21 protein-coding genes and 1 tRNA gene are annotated in these 21,827 nt (G+C 60.7%); 11 read left to right on the plus strand and 11 right to left on the minus strand.

Annotated features, from left to right (window positions below; translation table 11 throughout):
• Positions 1–14 precede the first annotated feature (14 nt).
• The 9 genes from AHA_RS20870 to AHA_RS20910 all read right to left on the minus strand — a co-directional run bounded on the left by AHA_RS20870 (position 15) and on the right by AHA_RS20910 (position 9,201).
• Positions 15–91: transfer RNA gene (locus tag AHA_RS20870), tRNA-Pro, on the minus strand.
• 147 nt (positions 92–238) lie between these two features.
• Complete coding sequence (locus tag AHA_RS20875; protein WP_011707792.1) at positions 239–949, minus strand: MOSC domain-containing protein; 711 nt, start codon at positions 947–949, stop codon at positions 239–241.
• Positions 950–994: 45 nt separating this feature from the next.
• The gene (locus AHA_RS20880; protein WP_011707793.1) at positions 995–1,837 is read right to left on the minus strand and encodes an ABC transporter permease subunit; all 843 of its coding nucleotides are present in this window, start codon (positions 1,835–1,837) and stop codon (positions 995–997) included.
• A complete protein-coding gene (locus AHA_RS20885; protein ID WP_017409743.1) occupies positions 1,834–2,739 on the minus strand; it encodes an ABC transporter permease subunit in 906 nt (301 codons plus the stop codon). Before AHA_RS20885 ends, AHA_RS20880 begins: the two co-directional genes overlap by 4 nt.
• A complete protein-coding gene (gene potA / locus AHA_RS20890) occupies positions 2,736–3,890 on the minus strand; it encodes a polyamine ABC transporter ATP-binding protein (protein WP_011707795.1) in 1,155 nt (384 codons plus the stop codon). The genes AHA_RS20885 and potA overlap by 4 nt, the downstream gene beginning before the upstream one ends.
• A gap of 75 nt (positions 3,891–3,965) precedes the next feature.
• Positions 3,966–5,027: a polyamine ABC transporter substrate-binding protein gene (locus AHA_RS20895; RefSeq protein ID WP_219255756.1), complete on the minus strand. Its 1,062-nt coding sequence runs from the start codon at positions 5,025–5,027 to the stop codon at positions 3,966–3,968.
• 141 nt (positions 5,028–5,168) lie between these two features.
• Complete coding sequence (locus tag AHA_RS20900) at positions 5,169–6,266, minus strand: polyamine ABC transporter substrate-binding protein (protein ID WP_011707797.1); 1,098 nt, start codon at positions 6,264–6,266, stop codon at positions 5,169–5,171.
• 54 nt (positions 6,267–6,320) lie between these two features.
• Entirely contained in the window at positions 6,321–7,682 is a 1,362-nt protein-coding gene (locus AHA_RS20905) for an aspartate aminotransferase family protein (protein WP_011707798.1), read from the minus strand.
• Between the two features lie 187 nt (positions 7,683–7,869).
• Complete coding sequence (locus tag AHA_RS20910) at positions 7,870–9,201, minus strand: glutamine synthetase family protein (RefSeq protein ID WP_011707799.1); 1,332 nt, start codon at positions 9,199–9,201, stop codon at positions 7,870–7,872.
• 468 nt (positions 9,202–9,669) lie between these two features.
• Between AHA_RS20910 and AHA_RS20915 the strand changes: the two genes are divergently transcribed.
• From AHA_RS20915 to pseC, 11 genes are all read left to right on the plus strand, one after another.
• Positions 9,670–10,056 (plus strand): TraR/DksA family transcriptional regulator, encoded by a 387-nt coding sequence (locus AHA_RS20915; protein WP_010635769.1) that lies wholly within the window; start codon positions 9,670–9,672, stop codon positions 10,054–10,056.
• A gap of 170 nt (positions 10,057–10,226) precedes the next feature.
• Positions 10,227–11,084 carry a type 2 periplasmic-binding domain-containing protein gene (locus tag AHA_RS20920; RefSeq protein WP_011707800.1) on the plus strand — a complete coding sequence of 286 codons (858 nt, stop codon included), beginning with the start codon at positions 10,227–10,229 and terminating at the stop codon, positions 11,082–11,084.
• 51 nt (positions 11,085–11,135) lie between these two features.
• Complete coding sequence (locus tag AHA_RS20925) at positions 11,136–11,582, plus strand: Mpo1 family 2-hydroxy fatty acid dioxygenase (protein ID WP_011707801.1); 447 nt, start codon at positions 11,136–11,138, stop codon at positions 11,580–11,582.
• A gap of 21 nt (positions 11,583–11,603) precedes the next feature.
• Positions 11,604–12,083: a CreA family protein gene (locus AHA_RS20930; RefSeq protein ID WP_011707802.1), complete on the plus strand. Its 480-nt coding sequence runs from the start codon at positions 11,604–11,606 to the stop codon at positions 12,081–12,083.
• A gap of 77 nt (positions 12,084–12,160) precedes the next feature.
• Positions 12,161–13,150 (plus strand): 2-hydroxyacid dehydrogenase, encoded by a 990-nt coding sequence (locus tag AHA_RS20935; protein ID WP_011707803.1) that lies wholly within the window; start codon positions 12,161–12,163, stop codon positions 13,148–13,150.
• Positions 13,151–13,241: 91 nt separating this feature from the next.
• Complete coding sequence (gene yegD, locus AHA_RS20940) at positions 13,242–14,621, plus strand: molecular chaperone (RefSeq protein ID WP_011707804.1); 1,380 nt, start codon at positions 13,242–13,244, stop codon at positions 14,619–14,621.
• 154 nt (positions 14,622–14,775) lie between these two features.
• Complete coding sequence (locus AHA_RS20945) at positions 14,776–15,195, plus strand: META domain-containing protein (RefSeq protein WP_043160193.1); 420 nt, start codon at positions 14,776–14,778, stop codon at positions 15,193–15,195.
• Positions 15,196–15,265: 70 nt separating this feature from the next.
• A complete protein-coding gene (locus AHA_RS20950) occupies positions 15,266–16,114 on the plus strand; it encodes an HDOD domain-containing protein (protein WP_011707806.1) in 849 nt (282 codons plus the stop codon).
• A 5-nt stretch (positions 16,115–16,119) separates the two neighbouring features.
• Positions 16,120–17,949, plus strand: a complete 1,830-nt coding sequence (malZ, locus tag AHA_RS20955; protein ID WP_041216836.1) for a maltodextrin glucosidase — start codon at positions 16,120–16,122, stop codon at positions 17,947–17,949.
• A 222-nt stretch (positions 17,950–18,171) separates the two neighbouring features.
• Positions 18,172–19,176, plus strand: coding sequence for a UDP-N-acetylglucosamine 4,6-dehydratase (inverting) (pseB, locus tag AHA_RS20960; RefSeq protein ID WP_011707808.1), 1,005 nt, complete (start codon positions 18,172–18,174; stop codon positions 19,174–19,176).
• Complete coding sequence (gene pseC / locus AHA_RS20965) at positions 19,173–20,306, plus strand: UDP-4-amino-4,6-dideoxy-N-acetyl-beta-L-altrosamine transaminase (protein ID WP_011707809.1); 1,134 nt, start codon at positions 19,173–19,175, stop codon at positions 20,304–20,306. Before pseB ends, pseC begins: the two co-directional genes overlap by 4 nt.
• A 128-nt stretch (positions 20,307–20,434) precedes the next feature.
• On the opposite strand, the gene AHA_RS20970 is transcribed toward pseC, so the two are convergent.
• Entirely contained in the window at positions 20,435–21,190 is a 756-nt protein-coding gene (locus AHA_RS20970; RefSeq protein WP_011707810.1) for a phosphocholine cytidylyltransferase family protein, read from the minus strand.
• Between the two features lie 6 nt (positions 21,191–21,196).
• Complete coding sequence (locus AHA_RS20975; protein ID WP_041216839.1) at positions 21,197–21,826, minus strand: gamma-glutamyl-gamma-aminobutyrate hydrolase family protein; 630 nt, start codon at positions 21,824–21,826, stop codon at positions 21,197–21,199.
• Position 21,827 lies beyond the last annotated feature (1 nt).

Genomic DNA, 21,827 nt, shown 5'->3' on the forward strand with positions numbered 1-21,827 from the left:
GGCCTTTTCTAATGTGGTCGGTGTGAGAGGATTCGAACCTCCGACCCCTTCGTCCCGAACGAAGTGCGCTACCAAGCTGCGCTACACACCGATGTCTGCGGGACGGGAATTTACCGAAAGCCCCGACTCGACACAAGCCTTTTTTACGTTTGTAAGCAAAAAAATGGCTGTTCGCTCAACTATTCGTCAGTTCCATCCATCCTGAGCCGTCAGCGGCCAAAAAATGGTCTGGCAACGTTTATGAGGAAGCGAGCTGGAATTCGGCCGGGCCAAGCAAGCGGCGACGCCAGTCAGCGACCACACCATGCTCCAGCCAGTCTGCCGCATGCTTGCGCCAGTTGGGCGAGAGGGCCGGATTTTCCAGCAGCAACAGCAGGTCCGCTTCGTTGCGCAGCTGGTTGAACAGGATGTCGGCGGTGCGCTTTACCGTGAGTTCAGGGTAGGGCCTGTCCACCAGCTCCAGCCGCTCCTGCGGCATCACCATCCCCTCCTCCAGCACCCGCAACAGCCAGCCGCAGCGGCCGCTGAGCTGCATCACCTGCGACATCTGGCCATAGCCGAAACGCTGGTTGAGCTTGAAGCAGGGGGATCTGGGCTGGCTTATCTGGATCAGCGCCTCGCCGAGACGATAGACATCGCCGATACAGGCCTGCGCCTCGGTCAGCCCGACCCCGGAGAGGTTCTCGCCGAAGGCGGCCGGTTGCCAGGGGGTACGCGGGGTCGGCAGGCCCAGCGCCGTCTGCCAGTTGTGCCACCAGGGGTAGTGATCGGCAGGATAGTAGTGCAGCGCCCGATCCGGGCCGCCATGGTGGCGCTGGTCGCACTGTTCGTCGCCAGCCAGACCATTGGCACCGCACCAGAGCGGTATGGAGGTGGCTTGTTTGTGGATGGCACTGACAAGGCCGGGAACCAGTTCGGTACCCTGGCCGCTAAAGATGGAGATCCGCATTCTCATCCTCCGGATTGACGAGAGAATGCGGATCTTAACACGAGGTCAGGCGACTGCCTGCATCTGGGTGGTCATGGCGATCTCGGCGCGGCGACGTTTCTCCGCCTTGGCCATCAGATACCAGCTGCCGAAGGTGAACAACGACACCGACAGCAGGATCAGGCTGGCCACCGCGTTTATCTCGGGTTTCACCCCGAGTCGCACCGCCGAGAAGACCTCCATCGGCAGGGTGGTCGAGCCCGGGCCGGAGACGAAGCTCGCCAGCACCAGGTCATCCAGCGACAGGGCAAACGACATCATGCCGCCCGCCGCCAGCGAGGGGGCGATCATCGGGATGGTGATCAGGAAGAACACCTTCCAGGGCTTGGCCCCCAGATCCATGGCTGCCTCCTCGATGGAGAGATCCAGTTCCCGCAGGCGGGCCGACACCACGATCGCCACATAGGCGGTACAGAAGGTGGTGTGCGCAATCCAGATGGTCACCATGCCCCGCTCGGCGGGCCAACCCACCAGCTGGGCCATGGCCACGAACAGCAGCAGCAAGGAGAGACCGGTGATCACCTCGGGCATCACCAGCGGCGCCGTCACCATGCCGCCGAACAGCGTCCGGCCACGGAAGTGCGGGATCCGGGTCAGCACGAAGGCTGCCACCGTCCCCAACGCCACCGCCGCGATGGCGGTATAGAAGGCGATCTCCAGCGAACGCAGTACCGAACCTATCAACTGCTTGTTGTCGAGCAGGCCGAAATACCACTTCAGCGACCAGCCACCCCATACCGTCACCAGCTTGGAGGCGTTGAAGGAGTAGATCACCATGATGATCATCGGCAGGTAGATGAACAGCAGCCCCAGCCACAGCATCAGCTTGGCAAAACCAAAGCGCCTCATACTTTCCCCTCCAGCTCTTTAGCCTGGTTGCGGTTGAACAGGATGATCGGAATGATCAGCACCGCCAGCATCACCACCGCCAGGGCGGACGCCACCGGCCAGTCACGGTTGTTGAAGAACTCCTGCCACAGCACCTTGCCGATCATCAGGGTCTCGGGGCCGCCCAACAGCTCCGGAATGACGAACTCGCCCACCACCGGGATGAACACCAGCATGCAGCCAGCGATGATGCCGTTCTTGGAGAGCGGCACCGTGATCTGCCAGAACCGAGTCAGGTTGCGGGCGCCGAGGTCGGAGGCCGCCTCCAACAGGCTCTGATCGTGCTTGACCAGGTTGGCGTAGAGCGGCAGCACCATGAACGGCAGGTAGGAGTAAACGATGCCGATGTAGACCGCCAGGTTGGTGTTGAGGATCTGCAGCGGCTCGTTGATGAGGCCGATGCCCATCAACAGGCTGTTGAGCAGGCCGTTGTTGCTGAGAATGCCCATCCAGGCGTAGACCCGGATCAGGATCGCGGTCCAGGTCGGCATCATGATGAGCAGCAGCAGAACGGTCTGGGTCTCCTTGTTGGCCCGGGCGATGGAGTAGGCCATCGGATAGCCGATCAGCAGACAGAGCACTGTGCTGATGAAGGCCATCTTGAGGGAGCCGAGATAGGCCGCGATGTAGAGCTCATCTTCCTGCAGCAGCAGGTAGTTGCCCATGTGCAGCAAGATGGTGAGCTGATCGTCGGCCCAGCTCACCACGTCGGTGTAGGGCGGGATCGCCACGTCCGCTTCGGCGAAACTGATCTTCACCACTATGATGAAGGGCAGCAGGAAGAACAGGAACAGCCAGAAGAACGGGATGCCGATCACCAGCTGCCGCCCCCCCAGTGCCTTCAGTCGTCTCAATGCCATCATGATTGCAGCACCACGCCGCTGTCATCTTCCCAGTAGAGGAACACCTGGTCATCCCAGGTCGGCCGCTTGCCGTGGCGTTCGGCATTGGCGATGAAAGCCTGAACGATTTTGCCCGAAGGCAACTGGATGTGATAAACCGAATGACCGCCCAGATAGGCGATGTCATAAACTTCGCCCTTGGTCCAGTTGAAGTCCGGATGCTCGATCTCCACCGGCTTTTGCAGGCTCATCAGCAGTTTTTCCGGCCGCAGGGCGTAGGTGACCTTCTTGTTCTCGGCGCGGGAGCTGATGCCGTGGCCCACATAAATGGGCTGCTCCAGATCGGCGCAGGCGATGGTGGCGTGGTCCTGCTCATCCTCCACCAGCAGGCCGTCGAACAGGTTGACGTTGCCGATGAACTCGCACACCAGCCGGCTGGCCGGGGTTTCATAGATGTCCATCGGGCTGCCGATCTGCTCGATGCAGCCCAGGTGCATGATGGCGATCCGTTCGGCCATGGTCATAGCCTCTTCCTGATCGTGGGTCACCATGACGCAGGTTACCCCGACCCGCTCAATGATCTCGACCAGCTCGAGCTGCATCTGGGAGCGCAGCTTCTTGTCCAGCGCCCCCATGGGCTCATCCAGCAGCAGCAGCTTGGGGCGCTTGGCCAGCGAGCGCGCCAGCGCCACCCGCTGGCGCTGGCCGCCGGAGAGCTGATGGGGCTTGCGACGGGCATACTGGGTCATCTGTACCAGCTTGAGCATCTCCTCCACCCGGGCATCGACCTCCGCCTTGGGCAGGCCATCCTGCTTGAGGCCGAAGGCGATGTTCTGCGCCACCGTCATGTGGGGGAACAGGGCGTAGGACTGGAACATCATGTTGATGGGGCGTTCATAGGGCGGCATGTCGGTGATGTCGACTCCGTCGAGGAACAAGCGCCCCTCGGTAGGACGCTCGAACCCCGCCAGCATCCGCAGCAGGGTCGACTTGCCGGAGCCGGACCCGCCCAGCAGGGCGAAGATCTCGCCCTTGTGGATGTTGAGGGACACGTTGTCGACCGCCAGCGTTTCATCGAACTGCTTGCTTACCCTGTCTATCTTGACCAGCACTTCTTTGCGTTGCTGGCTGCCCTCGAGGGCTTTCTTGTAGGCACTGGAGGCTATCGCCATTACCAAACTCCCAAAGGTAATACCGGCCGGGGCCGATCCATAAAACAGTCTGGCGCCCCGGGATGGGCGCCAAGGTTAGGTTCCGGACTTGATCTTGGTCCAACTCCGGGTGATCAGGCGCTGCACCGCGCGGGGATGTGCCTGCTGCACATACAGCCGCTCCAGCACCGCCTGGGGTGGATAGACGGACTCGTCATTGCGCACGTGCTCCTCCATGAACTCCCCCGCCTTGGCGTTGGGGTTCGCGTAGCCCACATGATTGCTGATCTGGGCAATCACCTCGGGCTGCAGCACATAGTTGATGAGGGCGTGCGCCTCTTTCACGTTGGTGGCATCGGCCGGGATCGCCATCATGTCGAACCAGAGGTTGCCCCCCTCCTTCGGTATGCTGTAGGCGATCTTGATCCCCTTGCCGGCTTCGTCGGCACGAGCCGCCGCCTGCAGGATGTCGCCGGAGAAACCGGCCGCCACGCAGATGTCGCCATTGGCGAGATCGCCGATGTACTTGGAGGAGTGGAAATAGGCCACGTAGGGACGCACCTTGAGCAGCTGCTCCTCGGCACGCTTGAGATCCGCCGGATCCTGGCTGTTGGGGTTGAGCCCCAGATAGTTGAGCGCCGCCGGAATCATCTCGTCTGCCGAGTCGAGGAAGGCGACCCCGCAACGGGCCAGTTTCTGCATGTTTTCCGGTTCGAAGATCACGGCCCAGGAGTCAATCTTGTCGACCCCCAGCACGGCCTTGACCTTGTCGATGTTGTAACCGATGCCGTTGGTGCCCCACAGATAGGGCACGGCGTACTGATGACCCGGATCCACCTTGTCGAGCTGCTTGAGCAGCACGGGATCCAGGTTGGCCAGATTGGGCAGCAGGGCGGGATCCAGCTTCTGGAAGGCCCCCGCCTTGATCTGTTTGGCCAGGAAATTGTTGGAGGGCACCACCAGATCGTAACCGGTGCGTCCGGTCAGCAGCTTGCCTTCGAGGGTTTCGTTGGAATCAAACACGTCATAGACGGTCTGGATCCCGGTCGCCCGCTGAAAGTCGCTGAGGGTGGTCTCGCCGATATAGTCGGACCAGTTGTAAAAGTGGACCACAGGGGCTGCCTGAGCCACATTTGCCAACCCCAAAGCCAGGGCCATCGTCACTATCTTGGTTGTGTGCACTTACTCAGTCCTCTTAATGTGTGATTTGCCAGTCGCGCATCCTTACGCGCCGTCCAACCTGTCGGGTGGGTCACCTCCCTCCCGGCCGAACTGCGGACCGAGAGGGGCACTCGTCACTTACTTGCCTGACTTGATCTTGGTCCAGCTACGCGTCATCAGACGCTGCACCTTGGCCGGCAGATCCGGGAAGGTGTAGATCTTGGCCAGCGTCTCGTCGCTCGGGTAGATGCCCGGATCGTTGCGGATCTTCTCGGACACCAGCGGCACGGAAGCCTTGTTGCCGCTCGGGTAGCTGACGGCGTCGGAGATCTTGGCGATCACCTCCGGCTTCATCAGGTAGTTCAGGAACACATGGGCCGCCTCCACGTTCTTGGCATCGGCCGGGATGGCCAGCATGTCGAAAAAGCTGCCTGCCCCCTCTTTCGGGATCACGTAGGTCAGGTTGACGCCGTTCTTGGCCTCTATCGCCCGTGACTTGGACTGCTGCAAGTCACCGGAGTAACCGACCGCCACGCACAGGTTGCCGTTGGCCAGATCCGAAATGTATTTGGAGGAGTGGAAGTAGGCGGTATAGGGACGGATGGAGAGGAACAGCTCCTCCGCCTTCTTCAGCTCGTCCGGCTTCTGGCTGTCCGGCTTGAAGCCCAAGTATTGCAGGGCGGCCGGCAGCATTTCGGTCGGCGAGTCGAGGAAGGAGACACCGCACTCCTTCAACTTGGCCATGTTTTCCGGTTTGAACACCAGATCCCAGGAATCCACCGGCGCCTTGTCACCCAGCACGGCTTTCACCTTCTCCGGGTTGTAGGCATAACCGATGGTGCCCCACAGGTAAGGAATGGAGTACTGGTTACCCGGGTCGCTCGGTTCGAGCGCCTTGAGCAACGAGGTATCCAGGTTTTGCCAGTTGGAGAGCTTGGACTTGTCCAGCTTCTGGAACACGCCCGCCTTGATCTGCTTGGCCAGGAAGGGGTTGGACGGCACGACGATGTCATAGCCCGAACTGCCGGCCAGCAACTTGGCTTCCAGCACCTCGTTGCTGTCGAACACGTCGTAGACCACCTTGATGCCCGTCTCTTTCTGGAAGTCTTCCAGCGTGTTTGGCGCGATATAGTCGCTCCAGTTGTAGACGTGCAACACCTTGTCCTCGGCCATCGCCCCGGTACTCATCATGATCAGTGCCACAGAGGCTGCAATCATTCCCGTTTTGAAAGACATCGTCCTTGTCTCCTAAGCAAATTGTATGCGCAAGCCAACCTGCCCGGCGCCCGCCTATCCCCGCAGCTTTGCCGCCGTCAGATCGAGACTGAGCCTGGCCAGATTGACCAATTCATCCACCTGTTCCTCAGTGATCACCAAGGGGGGCGATATGATCATGGTATCGCCGACCGCCCTCATCACCAAGCCATTGTTAAAGCAGAACTCCCGACAGGTCATACCGGCCTGCAGCCCAGCCGGGAAGCGGCTGTTGGTCTGCTTGTCCTGCACTATTTCCAGCGCGGCCACCAGGCCTTTGCCACGGGTTTCGCCCACCAGCGGATGGTCCGCCAGCTCCGCCCAGCGGCGCTGCAAATAGGGGCCGATGGTATCATGAACTCGCTTAACTATGCTTTCGTTTTGCATAAGCGTAATGTTGGCAATCGCCACGGCGCAGGCCACCGGATGACCGGAGTAGGTGAAGCCGTGGTTGAACTCGCCCCCCTCTTCCACCAGCACCTTGGCGACCCGGTCCCCCACCATCACGGCCCCCATCGGCAGATAGCCGGAGGTGATGCCCTTGGCCAGGCACATGAGATCCGGCTTGATGCCGAAGCCTTCGCTGGCGAACCAGTGACCGGTGCGACCAAAGCCGCAGATCACCTCGTCGGCGATCAGCAGGATGCCGTACTTGTCGCAGATACGCTGGATCTCCGGCCAGTAGCTGTCGGGCGGAATGATGACGCCGCCGGCGCCCTGGATCGGCTCACCGATAAAGGCGGCCACCTGGTCCACCCCCAGCGCCAGAATCTTCTCCTCCAGCTGACGGGCACGGGCCAGCCCGAATTCGTGGGCGCTCATCCCCTGCCCCTCGCCGAAGTGATAGGGCTGGTCGATGTGCACGATACCGGGGATCGGCAGCCCGCCCTGGGCGTGCATCCCCTTCATGCCGCCCAGGCTCGCCCCGGCCACGGTAGAGCCGTGGTAGGCGTTGTGACGGCTGATGATCACCTGCTTGTCCGGCTGCCCCTTGCTGGCCCAGTAGTGGCGCACCATCCGCAGCACGGTATCGTTGCACTCGGAGCCCGAGCCGGTGAAGAAGACGTGGTTGAGGTGCGGCGGCGTGATCTCGGCCAGCAGGGTCGCCAGCTCGGCAGCGGGCGGGTGGCTGGTCTGGAAGAAGAGGTTGTAATAGGGCAGTTGCTGCATCTGGCGGGTGGCGGCGTCCACCAGCTCCTGGCGGCCATAGCCCAGGTTGACGCACCACAGGCCGGCCATGCCGTCCAGAATGCGCTTGCCTTCGGAGTCTTCCAGATAGACGCCCTCGGCCCGGGTGATGATGCGGCTGCCTTTCTTGTTCAGCGCCTGAAAATCGGTAAACGGATGCAGGTGATGGCTGGCTTCCAGTTGCTGCCACTCACGGGTGGTATGCTGCATTGCTTGCTCCTCGGTTCCTTCGATTTAAGCGATGTTTGTTGGTCAGTTGATGAGGTGCAGACAACTCCCCCGGTCACGGTGATTCACCGGGTGTCGTGCAGTGCCTGCACCCCAACTGTCTCGATTCACGCGGGAGGGGCCGGCGGCCCCTCCGGGCAGGGTGATGCGCGACCGGCGCGCATCCGGGTCACACGTTCAGCAGCAGGAACTCCCGTTCCCAGCGGCTGATCACCCCGAAGTAGGTCTCATACTCCTTGCGTTTGACCGCCACGAAGGCCCGGGTAAAGCGCTCGCCCAGCATCTCCTTGATGGGGTCACACTGCTCCAGGTGGCTCAATGCCTCCTCCAGCGAGCGGGGCAGGCTGTAGGGCAGCTCATAGGCGCTCGACTTCATCTCCGGCAGCGGCTCCAGCTTCTCCATCATGCCGAGGTAGCCGCAGGCCAAGGTGGCGGCCAGCGCCAGATACGGATTGGCATCGGCGCCGGCGAAGCGGTTCTCCACCCGGCGGGCACTGGCCTCGGAGAAGGGCACCCGCAGCCCGCAGGTGCGGTTCTCCACCCCCCACTGCACGTTGCGCGGTGCGCTCTCGCCAAAGGTGAGGCGGCGGTAGGAGTTGACGTTGGGGGCCAGCAGCGCGGTCACCGCCGGCGTGTATTTCTGCAGGCCGGCGATGAAGTGCATGAACAACTCGGAGTGGCCGCCGTTCTCGGTGCCGAACAGGTTGCGACCGTTCACATCTTCCAGACTCTGGTGGATGTGCATGGCGGAGCCGGGCTCGTCGCTCATCGGCTTGGCCATGAAGGTGGCGTAAATCCCGTGGCGGTGGGCCGCTTCCCGCATGGTGCGCTTGAACAGGAACACCTGATCCGCCAGATCGACGGCGTCGCCGTGCAGGAAGTTGATCTCCATCTGGGCGGCGCCGGACTCGTGGATCAGGGTGTCCACCTCCAGCTCCTGCGCCTCGCAGTAGTCGTACATGTCTTCAAAGATGGGGTCGAATTCGTTGACCGCGTCGATGCTGAACGATTGGCGGGCCGTCTCGGGGCGGCCGTTGCGCCCTACCGGCGGCACCAGCGGATAGTCGGGGTCTTCGTTGCGCTTGACCAGATAGAATTCCAGCTCGGGGGCCACCACCGGCTTCCAGCCCTGCTTCTCGTAAAATGACAGGACCCGACGCAGCACGGAGCGCGGCGCGATGTCGATCAGCTTGCCATTGATGTCGAAACAGTCGTGGATCACTTGGGCGGTCGGCTCCAGCGCCCAGGGTACGAAACGAATGGTGTTGGGATCGGGATAGAGCTGCATGTCCCGCTCCAGCGGGTCGATCATGCTGTCGTCATCCGGATACTCGCCGGTCACCGTCTGGGTGAAGATGACCTCGGGCAGGCGCATGCCCCCCTCGCGCAGAAACTTGTTGGCTGGAATGATCTTGCCTCGGGCATTGCCGGTGAAATCCGGAAACAGGCACTCCACTTCCGTGATGCGATTGCTCTCCATCCAGCCCTTGATACTGTCCATGTTAAACCCCGACTCTACGGTTGCCATTGGCAAGGGTGTCTAATATATGGAACACCCTTGTTATCAAATTGTAATCAACACCACCATAAAAGCCCGCCATCAGGGGCAATGTCAAGCGGTGGTGTTTAAAAAACTATAAATAACGGCGCATATAATGACCATCGCGGGGACAAATACTAAACACCCTGGCGTGGTAACGACCCACTGCAAGCCCGGTGCCAACAAGCTTGCCGGATCCCCCATGTTCTCAGTCAGACCCTGTCTGAATCGGGTCATTTTTTTGCAAGGGCGCACAATACTTGTCCTCTTTGCTTTGCATGCCTGCATTTTTTTGGTACAAGGCCCGCCCTGATTTGCACTCTCCTGCTTGGATTTGGTGCAAATTCAGGACACAGGGCTTGGTCTGCAGGCAGACAGCCCCCATAAACAGGGATAATTGGGTTAGTAAACTGACTGGTAGTAAATCGTATGTGTGATTTCATGACTGAAGACCAACTGGCCTTTTACAAGGGACAGATCGAGCGCCAGATCCTCGAACTCGAAGATCGTCTCAACTCCCAGGCCAGCCAGGCCATCGCCACCGATACCAACGAGATGGCTGATGAAATTGACCGTGCCAGCATCGAGGAAGCCCGTCGTCTGGAGCTGAACCGCATCGAGCATGACAAGCTGCATCTGCGCAAGCTGCGTGGTGCCCTCAAGCGCATCAGCGAAGGGGATTTCGGTTACTGCGAATCCTGCGGTGACGAGATCTCCCTCAAGCGGCTGCAGGCTCGTCCCGAGTCCCGCTTCTGCGTTGAATGCCAGAGCACCAAGGAGTTCAACGATACCCACGTGTATCGTCGCGTCGCCTGACGCCTCGCTGCCTGCTCACATTCGTGCGGCGAGCGTCGCCAGCGGGGTGGGCATGCAGGTGACAATGAGGACACCAGGCTGCTCACCCTGGCGGATCACGGCTACGCAGCAAGAGAGTGACAAGTTCTGTTAGACTCCGGGCAAGCCCGGAATCTACAGGAGAGCAGAGAGTGAAATGGTTCCTCAAACTGTGCTTGTGTCTGCCGTTGCTGGCACAAGCACAGACCCTCACGGTCAAGGTTCCCAGCCGACCGATCAACGACCTCGACAAAGAGTACCAGCTCAAGCTGCTGGAACTGGCGCTGACCCATGCCGGCCAGCCGTTTCGCATCAAGCAGGTCGAACTCAACCTCAACCAGTACAGCCTGCAGCAACAGCTGAGCAAGGGCCAAACCATTAATGTGTTCTGGATGGGCACCTCCAGCGCCCTCGAATCCTCGCTCATCGCCGTGCCGATCCCGCTGTTTCGCGGTCTGGAAGGGCTGCGGCTCTCCTTCATCCACGCCGATGCCCAGGAGAAGTTCAACCAGATCAACTCGCTGGCCGATCTCAAGAAACTGAAGGCGGCGCAAGGGGTGGGCTGGGCCGACAACAAGATCCTCGAAAACGCCGGCATCCCCACCTATTCGGGGCGCTACAGCAACCTGTTTCGGCTGATCAACGACGGTGACAAGCTGGACTTCTTCCCGCGCAATCTGGTGGAGATCTTCGCCGAGCGCAGCGAGCTGGTGGCGCAATATCCCAACCTGGTCATCGATCAGCACCTGCTGATCCGCTACCCCTTCGCCGAGTTCTTCTTCGTCAGCCCGGAATCCCCCAAGCTGGCCAAGGCGATCCAGACCGGGCTTGAGCGGGCCTATGCCGACGGCAGCTTCATGAAATTCTTCCGGGAGAACCCCAAGATCCGCGAGGCCCTGGCCAGCGCCAATCTCGAGCGGCGGGTCACCATCTCCCTGCCCAATCCCGACATGACACCGTTGCTAAAATCCATTCCGGCCCAATATTGGGAGTATCCCCCGCAGGGATAAGAGTCGGCCACCTCAACCGGGGTGGCACCCACAGCGCGCCAGGGAGGTGCCATGAAGGGAATCGAGGAGTGGTTTGAACTGTACGGCCAGAGCCACCGGCACCCGGTCAATGTGGCGATCCACAAGCTGGCGGTGCCCGGTATCTATCTCTGCTCGTTGGCCCTGTTCTGGTGCCTGCCGGCCGGGCCGCTGCCGCCGTCGCTCAACTGGGCCGCGCTGGTCGCCATCCCGGTGCTGGCCTTCTACCTGCGGCTGTCGTTTGCGCTGTTTGTGGGCATGACGGTGCTGACCGCGCTGGGGCTGGTCATTTGCCACAGCTGGCAAGGCCCATTGCTGTGGCCGGCGCTGGCCGGGTTCGTGCTGCTCTGGATAACCCAGTTCGTCGGTCACAAGATCGAGGGCAAGCGCCCCTCCTTCCTCGCCGACCTGCAGTTTTTGCTGATCGGCCCCGCCTGGGTGCTGGCCAGCCTCTATCGTCGTTTGGGCATTCCCTACTGAGGGAAGCCAACAGGAGAGACCATGAGACATCCTCAGATCCTTGCTCGCGCCCTGCCGCTGTTGCTGGGCGCACTGATTGCCGGCCCGGCGCTGGCCGACAAGGCCGACCCGGTCGGCGAGGTGAGCACCGCCTTCAAGCTGTTTGGCCCCAACCACAAGATCCTGGTGGAGGCGTTCGACGATCCCCGCATCGACGGCGTCGCCTGCTATCTGGCGCGTCCCAAGACCGGCGGCGTCAAGGGCGGACTCGGGCTGGCGGAAGACCCCTCTCACGCCTCCCTCTCGTGCCACCAGATCGGCCCCATCACCCTGCCCGCCAAGCTGAAGGCGGGGGAAGAGGTGTTCGACGTCAGCACCTCGCTGGTGTTCAAGGAGCAGAAAGTGGTGCGCTTTTACGATCAAAAGCGCAACGCGCTGGTCTATCTGACTTACAGCACCAAGCTGGTGGATGGTTCTTACAAGAGCGCGGTCAGCGCCGTGCCCATCATGCCGTGGGGCTGAATGCCCACCATTTATCCCGTGATGACGCCCCATATTTGTTGTAATTTAACTACATCATTATCTGCGGAGAGCACACCATGAGAGTCGCCGTTTTCAGTACCAAGAGCTACGACAAAGAACACTTCAATCAGGCCAACAGCCAGTACGGTTATGAACTGGAGTTCTTCGACGTGCGGCTGGAGGCCAAGACTGCCCGGCTAGCCCACGGCTTCCCCGTGGTGTGCCTGTTCGTCAACGACGATGCCGACCGCGAGGTGCTGACCGAGCTGGCCACCAATGGCACCAGGGTGATCGCCCTGCGCTGCGCCGGCTACAACAACGTGGATCTGGCCGCCGCCAAGGAGCTGGGGCTGAAGGTGGTGCGAGTGCCCGCCTACTCCCCGGAAGCGGTCGCCGAACACGCGGTGGGCCTGATGATGACCCTCAACCGTCGCATCCACAAAGCCTATCAACGCACCCGTGACGCCAACTTCTCGCTGGAGGGGCTGGTCGGCTTCAACATGCACGGCCGCACCGCCGGCATCATCGGTACCGGCAAGATCGGCATCGCCACCCTGCGCATCCTCAAGGGCTTCGGCATGCGCCTGCTGGTGAGCGATCCCTATCCGAACCAGGCGGCCATCGATCTCGGCGCCGAGTACGTGGATCTCGATACCCTGTTCCGCCAGTCCGACGTCATCAGCCTGCACTGCCCGCTGTTCAAGGAGAACTACCACCTACTGAACAAGGAAGCGTTCGCCAAGATGAAGGACGGGGTGATGATCATCAACACCAGCCGGGGCGGCCTGCTCGACTCCAACGCCGCCATCGAGGCGCTCAAGACCGCCCGCATCGGCGCGCTGGGGCTGGACGTCTACGAGGAAGAAGAAGATCTCTTCTTCGCCGACAAGTCCAACGAAGTGATCACCGATGACGTGTTCCGCCGCCTGTCGGCCTGCCACAACGTGCTGTTCACTGGTCACCAGGCCTTCCTGACCCGCGAGGCGCTGCACGCCATCGCCGACACCACCCTCAGCAACATCCGCGCCATCGACAGCCAGGGTCGCTGCGACAACGAGGTGGAGTAAACCACCGCGCAATAAGCGAGGCGCCGGGTTGTGAGACCCGGCGCCTTCGGGTAGGCTACCAGCCCTTTTTTGCTAAGGAGTCTGGCTGCCCATGTTTATCGGATTTGATTACGGTACCTCCAACTGTGCCGTCGCCGTGATGGAACAAGGCAGCCCCAGGCTGCTGAACCTGAGCGGTGCCCACTACCTTCCCTCCACCCTGCACGCGCCCCACCGGGATGCCATTGCCGGCCTGCTGGCCGAAGGGCTGGCCCCCGCCCAGCAGAGCGAGTACCTCAAGCTGCGCGGCCCCGTGGTCACCCGAGCCCAGGCGGTACGCCGCCAGATGCGCGAAGAGGGGCTGATCGACGAGCTCAGCTTTGGCGCCGCGGCGCTGGAGCGCTATCTGGAAGAGCCGGACGACGGCTACTACCTCAAGTCGCCCAAATCCTTCCTCGGCGCCTACGGCCTCAAGGCACCGCAGATCGCCCTGTTCGAAGACATCGTCTGCGCCATGATGCTGCACGTGCGGCGCGAGGCGGAGCAGCAGCTCGGCGCACCGATCCGCCGGGCCGTGGTCGGCCGCCCGGTCAACTTCCAGGGGCTGGCGGGGGAAGAGAGCAACCGTCAGGCCATCGCCATCCTGAGCGAAGCGGCCCGCCTCGCCGGGTTCGAGCAGGTGGAGTTTCTCTATGAGCCGGTGGCGGCCGGCTTCGAATTCGAGGCCCGCCTGACCGAGGATGCGGTGGTGCTGGTGGTGGACATCGGCGGCGGCACCACCGACTGCTCCGTGCTGCGGATGGGCCCGAGTCACCGCGACCGGCTCGATCGCGACGGCGATCTGCTCGGCCACAGCGGCCAGCGCATCGGCGGCAACGACTTTGACATCCGGCTGACGGTGGAGGGCATGATGCCGCTGCTCGGCATGCACGAGACCCTCAAGACCGGCAAGCCGCTGCCCCACCCGCTGTTCTGGGATGCCGCCGCCATCAACGACGTCAGCGCCCAGAGCCGCTTCTACAGCCTGGATACCGCCCGCCAGCTGCAGGATCTGCAACTCGACAGCCAGCCCGGCAGCAAGCTGGGCCGCCTCGCCAGCCTGCGCGCCCACAAGCTGAGCCACCAGCTGGTGTGGCGCGCCGAGCAGGGCAAGATCGCCCTCTCGACGCAGGAGTCCAATCACCAATCGCTGAGCGAGCTGGAAAAAGGGCTGGAGGCGGAGCTGACCCGCGAACAGCTGGCCAATGCCTCTGCCCTGCTGCTGGAGAAAATTGGCGAGCTGATGGATGAAGCCATCGCCGCCGCCGGCGTGCAGCCGGATCGGGTCTTCATCACCGGCGGCAGCGCCCGCTCCCCGCTGATCCAGGCCTTCATCCGCCAGAAGTTGCCCCAGGTGCCGCTGGAAGGGGGCGATGACTTCGGCTCGGTCGCCTCCGGTCTGGCCCGTTACGCCGAGCGGCTGTTTGGCAGCGGTCAACCCACCCCAATCTGACCCAACTGCAGCCAAGCATGGGGGGCTGTGTTGCCATTTAACGACACAGGCCCCGCCCACAGGGCGACAGAAGCAGTCGGGGGCACTCCCCCTCGCCCTGCCTGAGGGCGCGCACAGAGGGTATGCTTGTCACTCCCACTACCGGAGCCCTTTCATGCCCAGATTCTTGCTACTGCTGCTCGCCCTGCTTCTGCTCAGCGCCTGCAGCAGTACTCCCCGCTTCGCCTCGCAAGACCTGCAGCACCACCACTGGGTGCTCGACAAGCTGGATGGCCAGCCCGTTGCCGCGCCGCAAGACAATCCGCCCGATTTCGAGATAGGTGAGCACTTCACCGTCAACGGCATCGCCGGTTGCAACCGCTACTTCGGTCAGGGCCACCTCGAGGGGAACAAGTTCTGGGTGACCAGTCTGGGCAGCACCGAGATGGCCTGTCTGGCCCCGCTCGATGCGGTGGAGCAGGCGGTGCTGACCACCCTCACCGAAGGTGCCACCCTGGATGGCACTACCCAGACCCTGATCCTGCAGGGCAAACGGCATCGTTTGGAATACACCCTGCGCGACTGGGTGCTCTAGGGCTCACAAACCGGCATCACAAACAGGAACATGTGCCCCGCCTGTGGCACAATATGAGGCAGTGCTCGCAATGGAGGCTGCCTCAGCCATGTCGATGGACCGTCTGTTTGACAAGATCAAACAACTCCCCACTATCCCGCAACTGCTGCATGAGTTGATGCAGAGCTTCAGCGATGAAAATGCCCGCATCGACGAGATTGCGGCCAAGATCGCCATGGACCAGGTGATCAGCGTCAAGGTGCTGCGAATGGCCAACTCGGCCGCCCTGCGCCGCGGCAACGAAGTCACCTCCATCGAACAGGCGGTGATCCGCCTCGGTTTCAACCGGCTGCGCTCTGTGGTGGTCGCCTCCGGCATCATCGGCAGCTTCAAGGCGCCTCCCAGCTTCGACAAGAACAAGTTCTGGACCGAGACCTTCCAGGTCGCCACCATCGCCAAGACCCTGGCCCAGGAGGCCAAGGTGCTCGACCCCGAGACCGCCTTTACCTGCGCCCTCATCCACAACATAGGCGAACTGCTGATCCAGAGCACCTTGCCGGAGGAGGCGGAGCTCATCAGTCTGGCGATCCAGAAGGGGAGCAGCCGGGTCGAGGCCCAGCGCGAGATGCTGGGTTACGACTACGCCCAGCTCGGCGCCGAGCTGGCACGGCGCTGGAACCTCTCCGAGGCCTTCGTCGATGCCATCTCCCAGCAGCTGGATCCCCTCTCCCACAACCCGGTCAGCAAGGAGGCGGTGCTGATCCGCCTGGCGGTCTTCATCTCCTTCGCCTGGAACGCGGGAGTACCGGCCCAGGCCATCATCGCCCGTTTCCCCAAGCCACTGGCCGACCAGCTGGGGCTGGATCCCAAGTCGCTCGCCGGCCAGCTCGAAACCTTGCATGAACAGGGCAATGCCCTCGCCGATCTTCTGACTCAATAAGCATCATGACCCATCCATTTCTGTTTCATCCCCAGGTGGCGCCCTGGTTCAAAGAGAGCGCCGATGCCCTGCAACTGACCCTGTTCAGCGAGCTGGATGCCCCGATCCGCGAGGTGTGGCTGCGCCACGAGCCGGACAACGAGGAGTACCTGATCCCGATGACGGCGGTCTCCACCCGTGACCGGCTGCAGGTATGGCAGGCGACCCTGCCGCTCATCAAAGGGCAGGACATCCACCTCTACTGCTTCAAGTGCCTCACCGATGAGGAGCAGTGGTGGCTGCACGGGGCCGGCGTCAGCGCCGCCATGCCGCCGCGCGAGCAGCATTTTCGCTTCAACAGCCTGCACCAGCCACCGGCCTGGGTGCAGGACCAGGTGTTCTACCAGATCTTCCCCGATCGCTTCTGCAACGGCGATCCGTCGCTCAGCGTCAAGCATCACGAGTACGAATACCGCGGCAAGGCGGTGATCAGCAAGGCGTGGGGCGAGCCGGTCAGCCGCCACGAAGAGGGCCATGGCGCCTGCGAATTCTACGGTGGCGACCTGGCGGGCATCGATGCCAAGCTGCACTATCTGCAATCTCTCGGGGTGACGGCGCTCTATCTCAACCCCATCTTCGATTCGCCGAGCAACCACAAGTACGACACCCAGGATTACTTCAAGGTGGATGCGCACCTCGGCACCAACGCCCAGTTTGCCGAGCTGACCCGCAACCTGCACCAGCGCGGCATGAAGATCATCCTGGATGCGGTGGTCAACCACACCTCGACCGAGCACCCCTGGTTCTGCCCGCCGCTGGGCGCCCAGAGCAACCCGGACTCACCGTGGCGCAGCTTCTACACCTTTGACAACGAAGGGGATTATGTCAGCTGGAAGGGCATCCGCAGCCTGCCCAAGCTCGACTTCTCCAGCGAACAGGTGCAGGACGCCGTCTACCGCGCCGACGACGCCATCCTGCGTTACTGGATGCGTGCCCCCTACCAGATCGACGGCTGGCGCTTCGACGTCATCCACATGCTGGGAGAGCGCGGCACTGCCGAGGGCAACCGCGGCCACGTGCGCGCCATTCGCGGTGCCGTGAAGCAGGAGAACCCGGACGCCTATGTTCTCGGCGAGCACTTCTTCGAGGCCAGCCAGTGGCTGCAGGGGGATCAGGAGGACGGCGCCATGAACTACTACGGCTTCGCCCACCCTATTCGCGCCTTCCTGGCGGGCCAGGACATCGCCTACCACCCCATCAAGATCAGCGCCGAAGAGCTGGATCGCTGGCTCAAGCTGGCGCGGGCCCACATTCCGTTCAAGAACCAGCTGGCCCAGTTCAACCTGCTGGACAGCCACGATACTGCCCGCTTCCTCCACCTGCTGGGGGAGGACAAACAACGGATGCGGCTCGCGGCCACCCTGTTGCTCACCTATATCGGCGTGCCGTCCATCTACTACGGCGATGAAGTGGGGCTCTCTGGCGGCAATGACCCGGACTGCCGCCGTTGCTTCCCGTGGGAGACCACCGCCTGGGATCACGTGCTGCACGACCACTACCGCCGGTTGATCCAGATCCGCCGGCAGCGTCCGGCCCTGCGTCGCGGCGACATCCAGACCCTCTATGCCGGCCCGCACAGCTATGTGTTTGCCCGCACCCTGCAAAGCGATCAGGTGGTGGTGGCCTGCAACCGTCACCCCAGCGAGCCGCGCACCATCAGCCTGCCCCTGTGGCAGACCGCGAGCCCCGCCAGCCGCTTCACCGATGCCTTCAACGGCGACAAATTCGAAGTGGTGCAGGGCGAGGTACAGCTCACCATCCCCGCCAACTCGGCCAGAGTGCTGCTCTCCAGCTAGGCGTCAAAAAAGCGGAACCCCGGTGTTCCGCTTTTTGTTAAAGCCCCCGAGATCGCATAAAGTTGTTTGAGCTGGGTTGGATTTCTCTATGAATCATCTAGTTAGTTCACTCAGAGTGGAATAAAACTGGCATCATACAGGACCGCATCAGCCCCTTTTCGGCTAAACTGGCCCAAGGCACATAAATTGCTTGTCACTTGGCATCACTAGCGAGAATCCGTCATGTTCGACAATAAAACCCTATTGATTACCGGCGGCACTGGCTCGTTTGGCAAGATGCTGGTCAAGACAGTGCTGGAACGCTACAAGCCGAAACGGCTGATCATCTACTCCCGCGACGAGCTGAAACAGTTCGAGATGCAGCAGGTCTTCAACGCCCCCTGCATGCGATATTTCATCGGCGACGTGCGGGACGCCAACCGGCTCACCATGGCAATGCGCGGGGTTGACTATGTGGTGCACGCGGCGGCCCTCAAACAGGTGCCGGCCGCCGAATACAACCCCATGGAGTGCATCAAGACCAATATCCACGGGGCCGAGAACGTCATCCAGGCCGCCCTGCTCAATCAGGTCAAGAAGGTGATCGCCCTCTCCACCGACAAGGCTGCCAACCCCATCAACCTGTATGGCGCCACCAAGCTGGCCTCCGACAAACTGTTCGTCGCCGCCAACAACATCGCCGGCCAGGATCCAACCCGTTTTGCGGTGGTGCGCTACGGCAACGTGGTGGGCTCGCGCGGTTCTGTGGTGCCCTTCTTCCAGAAACGAATCGATCAGGGCGCCACCACCCTGCCTATCACTCACGCCGAGATGACCCGCTTCTGGATCACTCTGCAGCAGGGGGTGGACTTCGTGATGAACAACTTCCCGCGTATGAAGGGGGGTGAGATTTTCGTGCCCAAGCTGCCCTCGGTGCGGATTACCGACCTGGCTACCGCCATGGCCCCTCAGCTGGACCAGGAGATCATCGGCATCCGCCCGGGTGAGAAACTGCATGAAGTGATGTGCCCGTGTGACGACTCCTACCACACCTTCGAGTTCGACGACTTCTTCATCATCGGACCGACCATCAACTTCAACAATCGCAACAATGACTTCTCCGTCACCGCCTCAGGTGAAAAGGGAACCATGGTGGTCCAGGGATTCGAGTACAACTCCCGTGACAACGATGATTTCCTGACGGTTGAACAGCTGAAAGCATTGAACAGCAAGGTGGTAATGGAATGATCCCGTACGGCAGACAGTCGATCAGCGAAGCGGATATCGAAGCCGTGGTCGAAGTATTGAAGTCCGATTTTCTGACCCAGGGGCCAGTGGTGCCGCGCTTCGAGCAGGCAGTGGCGGATTACTGTGGTGCCCGCTTCGGGGTGGCGGTCAACTCAGGTACAGCCGCTCTGCATATTGCCTGTCTGGCACTGGGTGTCGGCCCGGGTGACTGGGTCTGGACCTCCCCCATCAGCTTTGTCGCCTCTGCCAACTGCGCACTCTATTGCGGAGCCCAGGTCGACTTCGTCGACATCGAGCCCGATACCGGCAACATGTGCGCCATGGAGCTGGAGCGCAAGCTGGTAGCCGCCAAGGCTCAAGGATGCCTGCCCAAGGTGGTCATCCCGGTACACTTCGCGGGCCTGCCCTGCGACATGCAAGAGATCCACCGCCTGGGGCAAGAGTACGGTTTTCGGATCATCGAAGATGCCTGTCATGCCCTCGGCGCCCGCTATCACGATGAACCCACCGGCAACTGCCGCTACAGTGACATCACCGTCTTCAGCTTCCACCCGGTGAAGATCATCACCACCGGCGAGGGCGGCATGGCGATGACCAATGACCCTGCGCTTGCCAAAACCATGAGCATGTTGCGCAGCCACGGCATCACCCGGGATCCGGCCGACTTCATCAATGAGCCCGATGGCCCCTGGTACTATGAGCAGCAGATGCTGGGCTTCAACTACCGCATGACAGATATTCAGGCTGCACTGGGATTGAGCCAGATGGCTCGGCTCGAGGAGTTCTTGGTTAAACGACGGAAAATCGCTGCGCGTTATCAGGCTGAATTACCACGTCCCGGTCTGAAAATATTAGCCCATCGCAATGGACGGATTTCTGCTTGGCATCTGTTTGTTATCAAAGTACCTGCGGAACACCGCAAGACACTTTTTGTACAGTTGAAAGAAGCTGGTATCGTTGCCAACGTACACTACATGCCAATCTCAGCCCAACCAGCCCATCGGCGAAAGTCGCCAGCAGATACAGACTCAGCCCATCAATTTTATCAAGCTATAACGAGTATTCCTCTCTACCCAATGCTATCTGGCGATCAACAAAACAAGGTTATAGAGGTCCTCAGGAGGGCTTAATCAAGCACGAATTAGAACAGCTGGTTTAATTAGGCGCTATTGGTTAATTGTGAGACTGCAGTTGCCTCATGAGCCAATCGCATACAGTACATTCGACCAAGAACAAACAAGATTTGTCAGGAGCTTACCTAAGTATCAGTTCGCCAATTATGACTCCAGCCAAGATCAGCAACCCGTTGTTCGTACAAGGTTATATCCGAAGGATTATCCACTTCAACCCAACCACCGGATATAGCAATGGACGCAATGGGAACACCATGAGACAACAATAGGCGCAGAAGGCTAGTCATATCCAGCTTGTTGATTTGTTCGGCGCTGAGTCCTGCTAACACCGCAGACACTCGTTGCCAACCCTCGGGGGTGAACTTCAACAACCCCATATATTGCCCTTCGATCTCCTCTCGAGTCTGAACCTGTTCACCGATGGTGAGCAATTGCCCCCCCTGCTGTCGGAAGCTTTCAGCATCTGATAAGGGATCCTCAAACCGTGCCGACCAGAGTGACCACCACTCCTTGTCATAGCTAATGGCTAATGGCGCATCAGATGATATCAAGGTTCTGATGATCCCAGGACGATAGACAATATCCCCATAGCAAACAAGAGTTGGCGCCGCCGACAGTACAGCATCCGCGCACATTAGGCTGCGGACCATGTTAGAACTAGCCCAGTTGGTATTCATGATTCGGCTGTCACCGTATCCTTGGAGGGCTTCACTGCAATATCCGCAAACAACGTGAACACTATCGACACCCGCTGCGGCTAGCGATGCCAACTGCCATTCAATCAACGATTTACCAGCCAACTTCGCCAACGGTTTGGGTTGGTTCTCGGTCATGGAACCAAGCCGGGAACCTCGCCCGGCAGCTAAAATTATGGCTTGCATATCACCTCACTCAAAAAGCCATCGACATAGTTTCCGATCAAATTCATGGCAAAATGCCTCACGCTCAGGGTGCCACATGACACCAGCCAGCTTCATGTGCTGATGGGTAAAAGCTTCGCAATAACCATCAGCATCGACGACCAGCGTCTGCAAACTGGCAGGTAGCGGTAAGGGTATCCGGTTGGCGTGATAGGAGTTGACCTCACAACACAATGTTTCGCTCATACCACCCCATGGCAATGCCCGTTGCTTTGAGACTGAATGCCGAGTTGCCACATGATGGTCACCACCCGCAATAACCAGCTCACCACCAAAGAAACGTTGAATCAACTGCATTCCCCGGCAGATGCCCAGCACCGACCACTGGTGGTTCACGGCATGTTCCAGCAGAGCAAACTCACTCTCATCCCGTAGGGGATCCGAACCAAAATCCTCACCGCCAGTTAAGATGAGCCCCTCGACCCTCTGAGCCTGGGCGTAAGCCACGCTCTGTGAACCAAGATTGGGTAACAATACCCACTCCCACCCCCAATCTAATTGCAGCAAAAAACGATACCAATCCCGAGCGAGCCCATCACGAGCCTCTTGATAACCCACCGCCTGACATGCCCGTAACGTGATGCCTATCCTCTTCATA

This window comes from Aeromonas hydrophila subsp. hydrophila ATCC 7966 (genome assembly GCF_000014805.1).
Taxonomy (GTDB): domain Bacteria; phylum Pseudomonadota; class Gammaproteobacteria; order Enterobacterales; family Aeromonadaceae; genus Aeromonas; species Aeromonas hydrophila.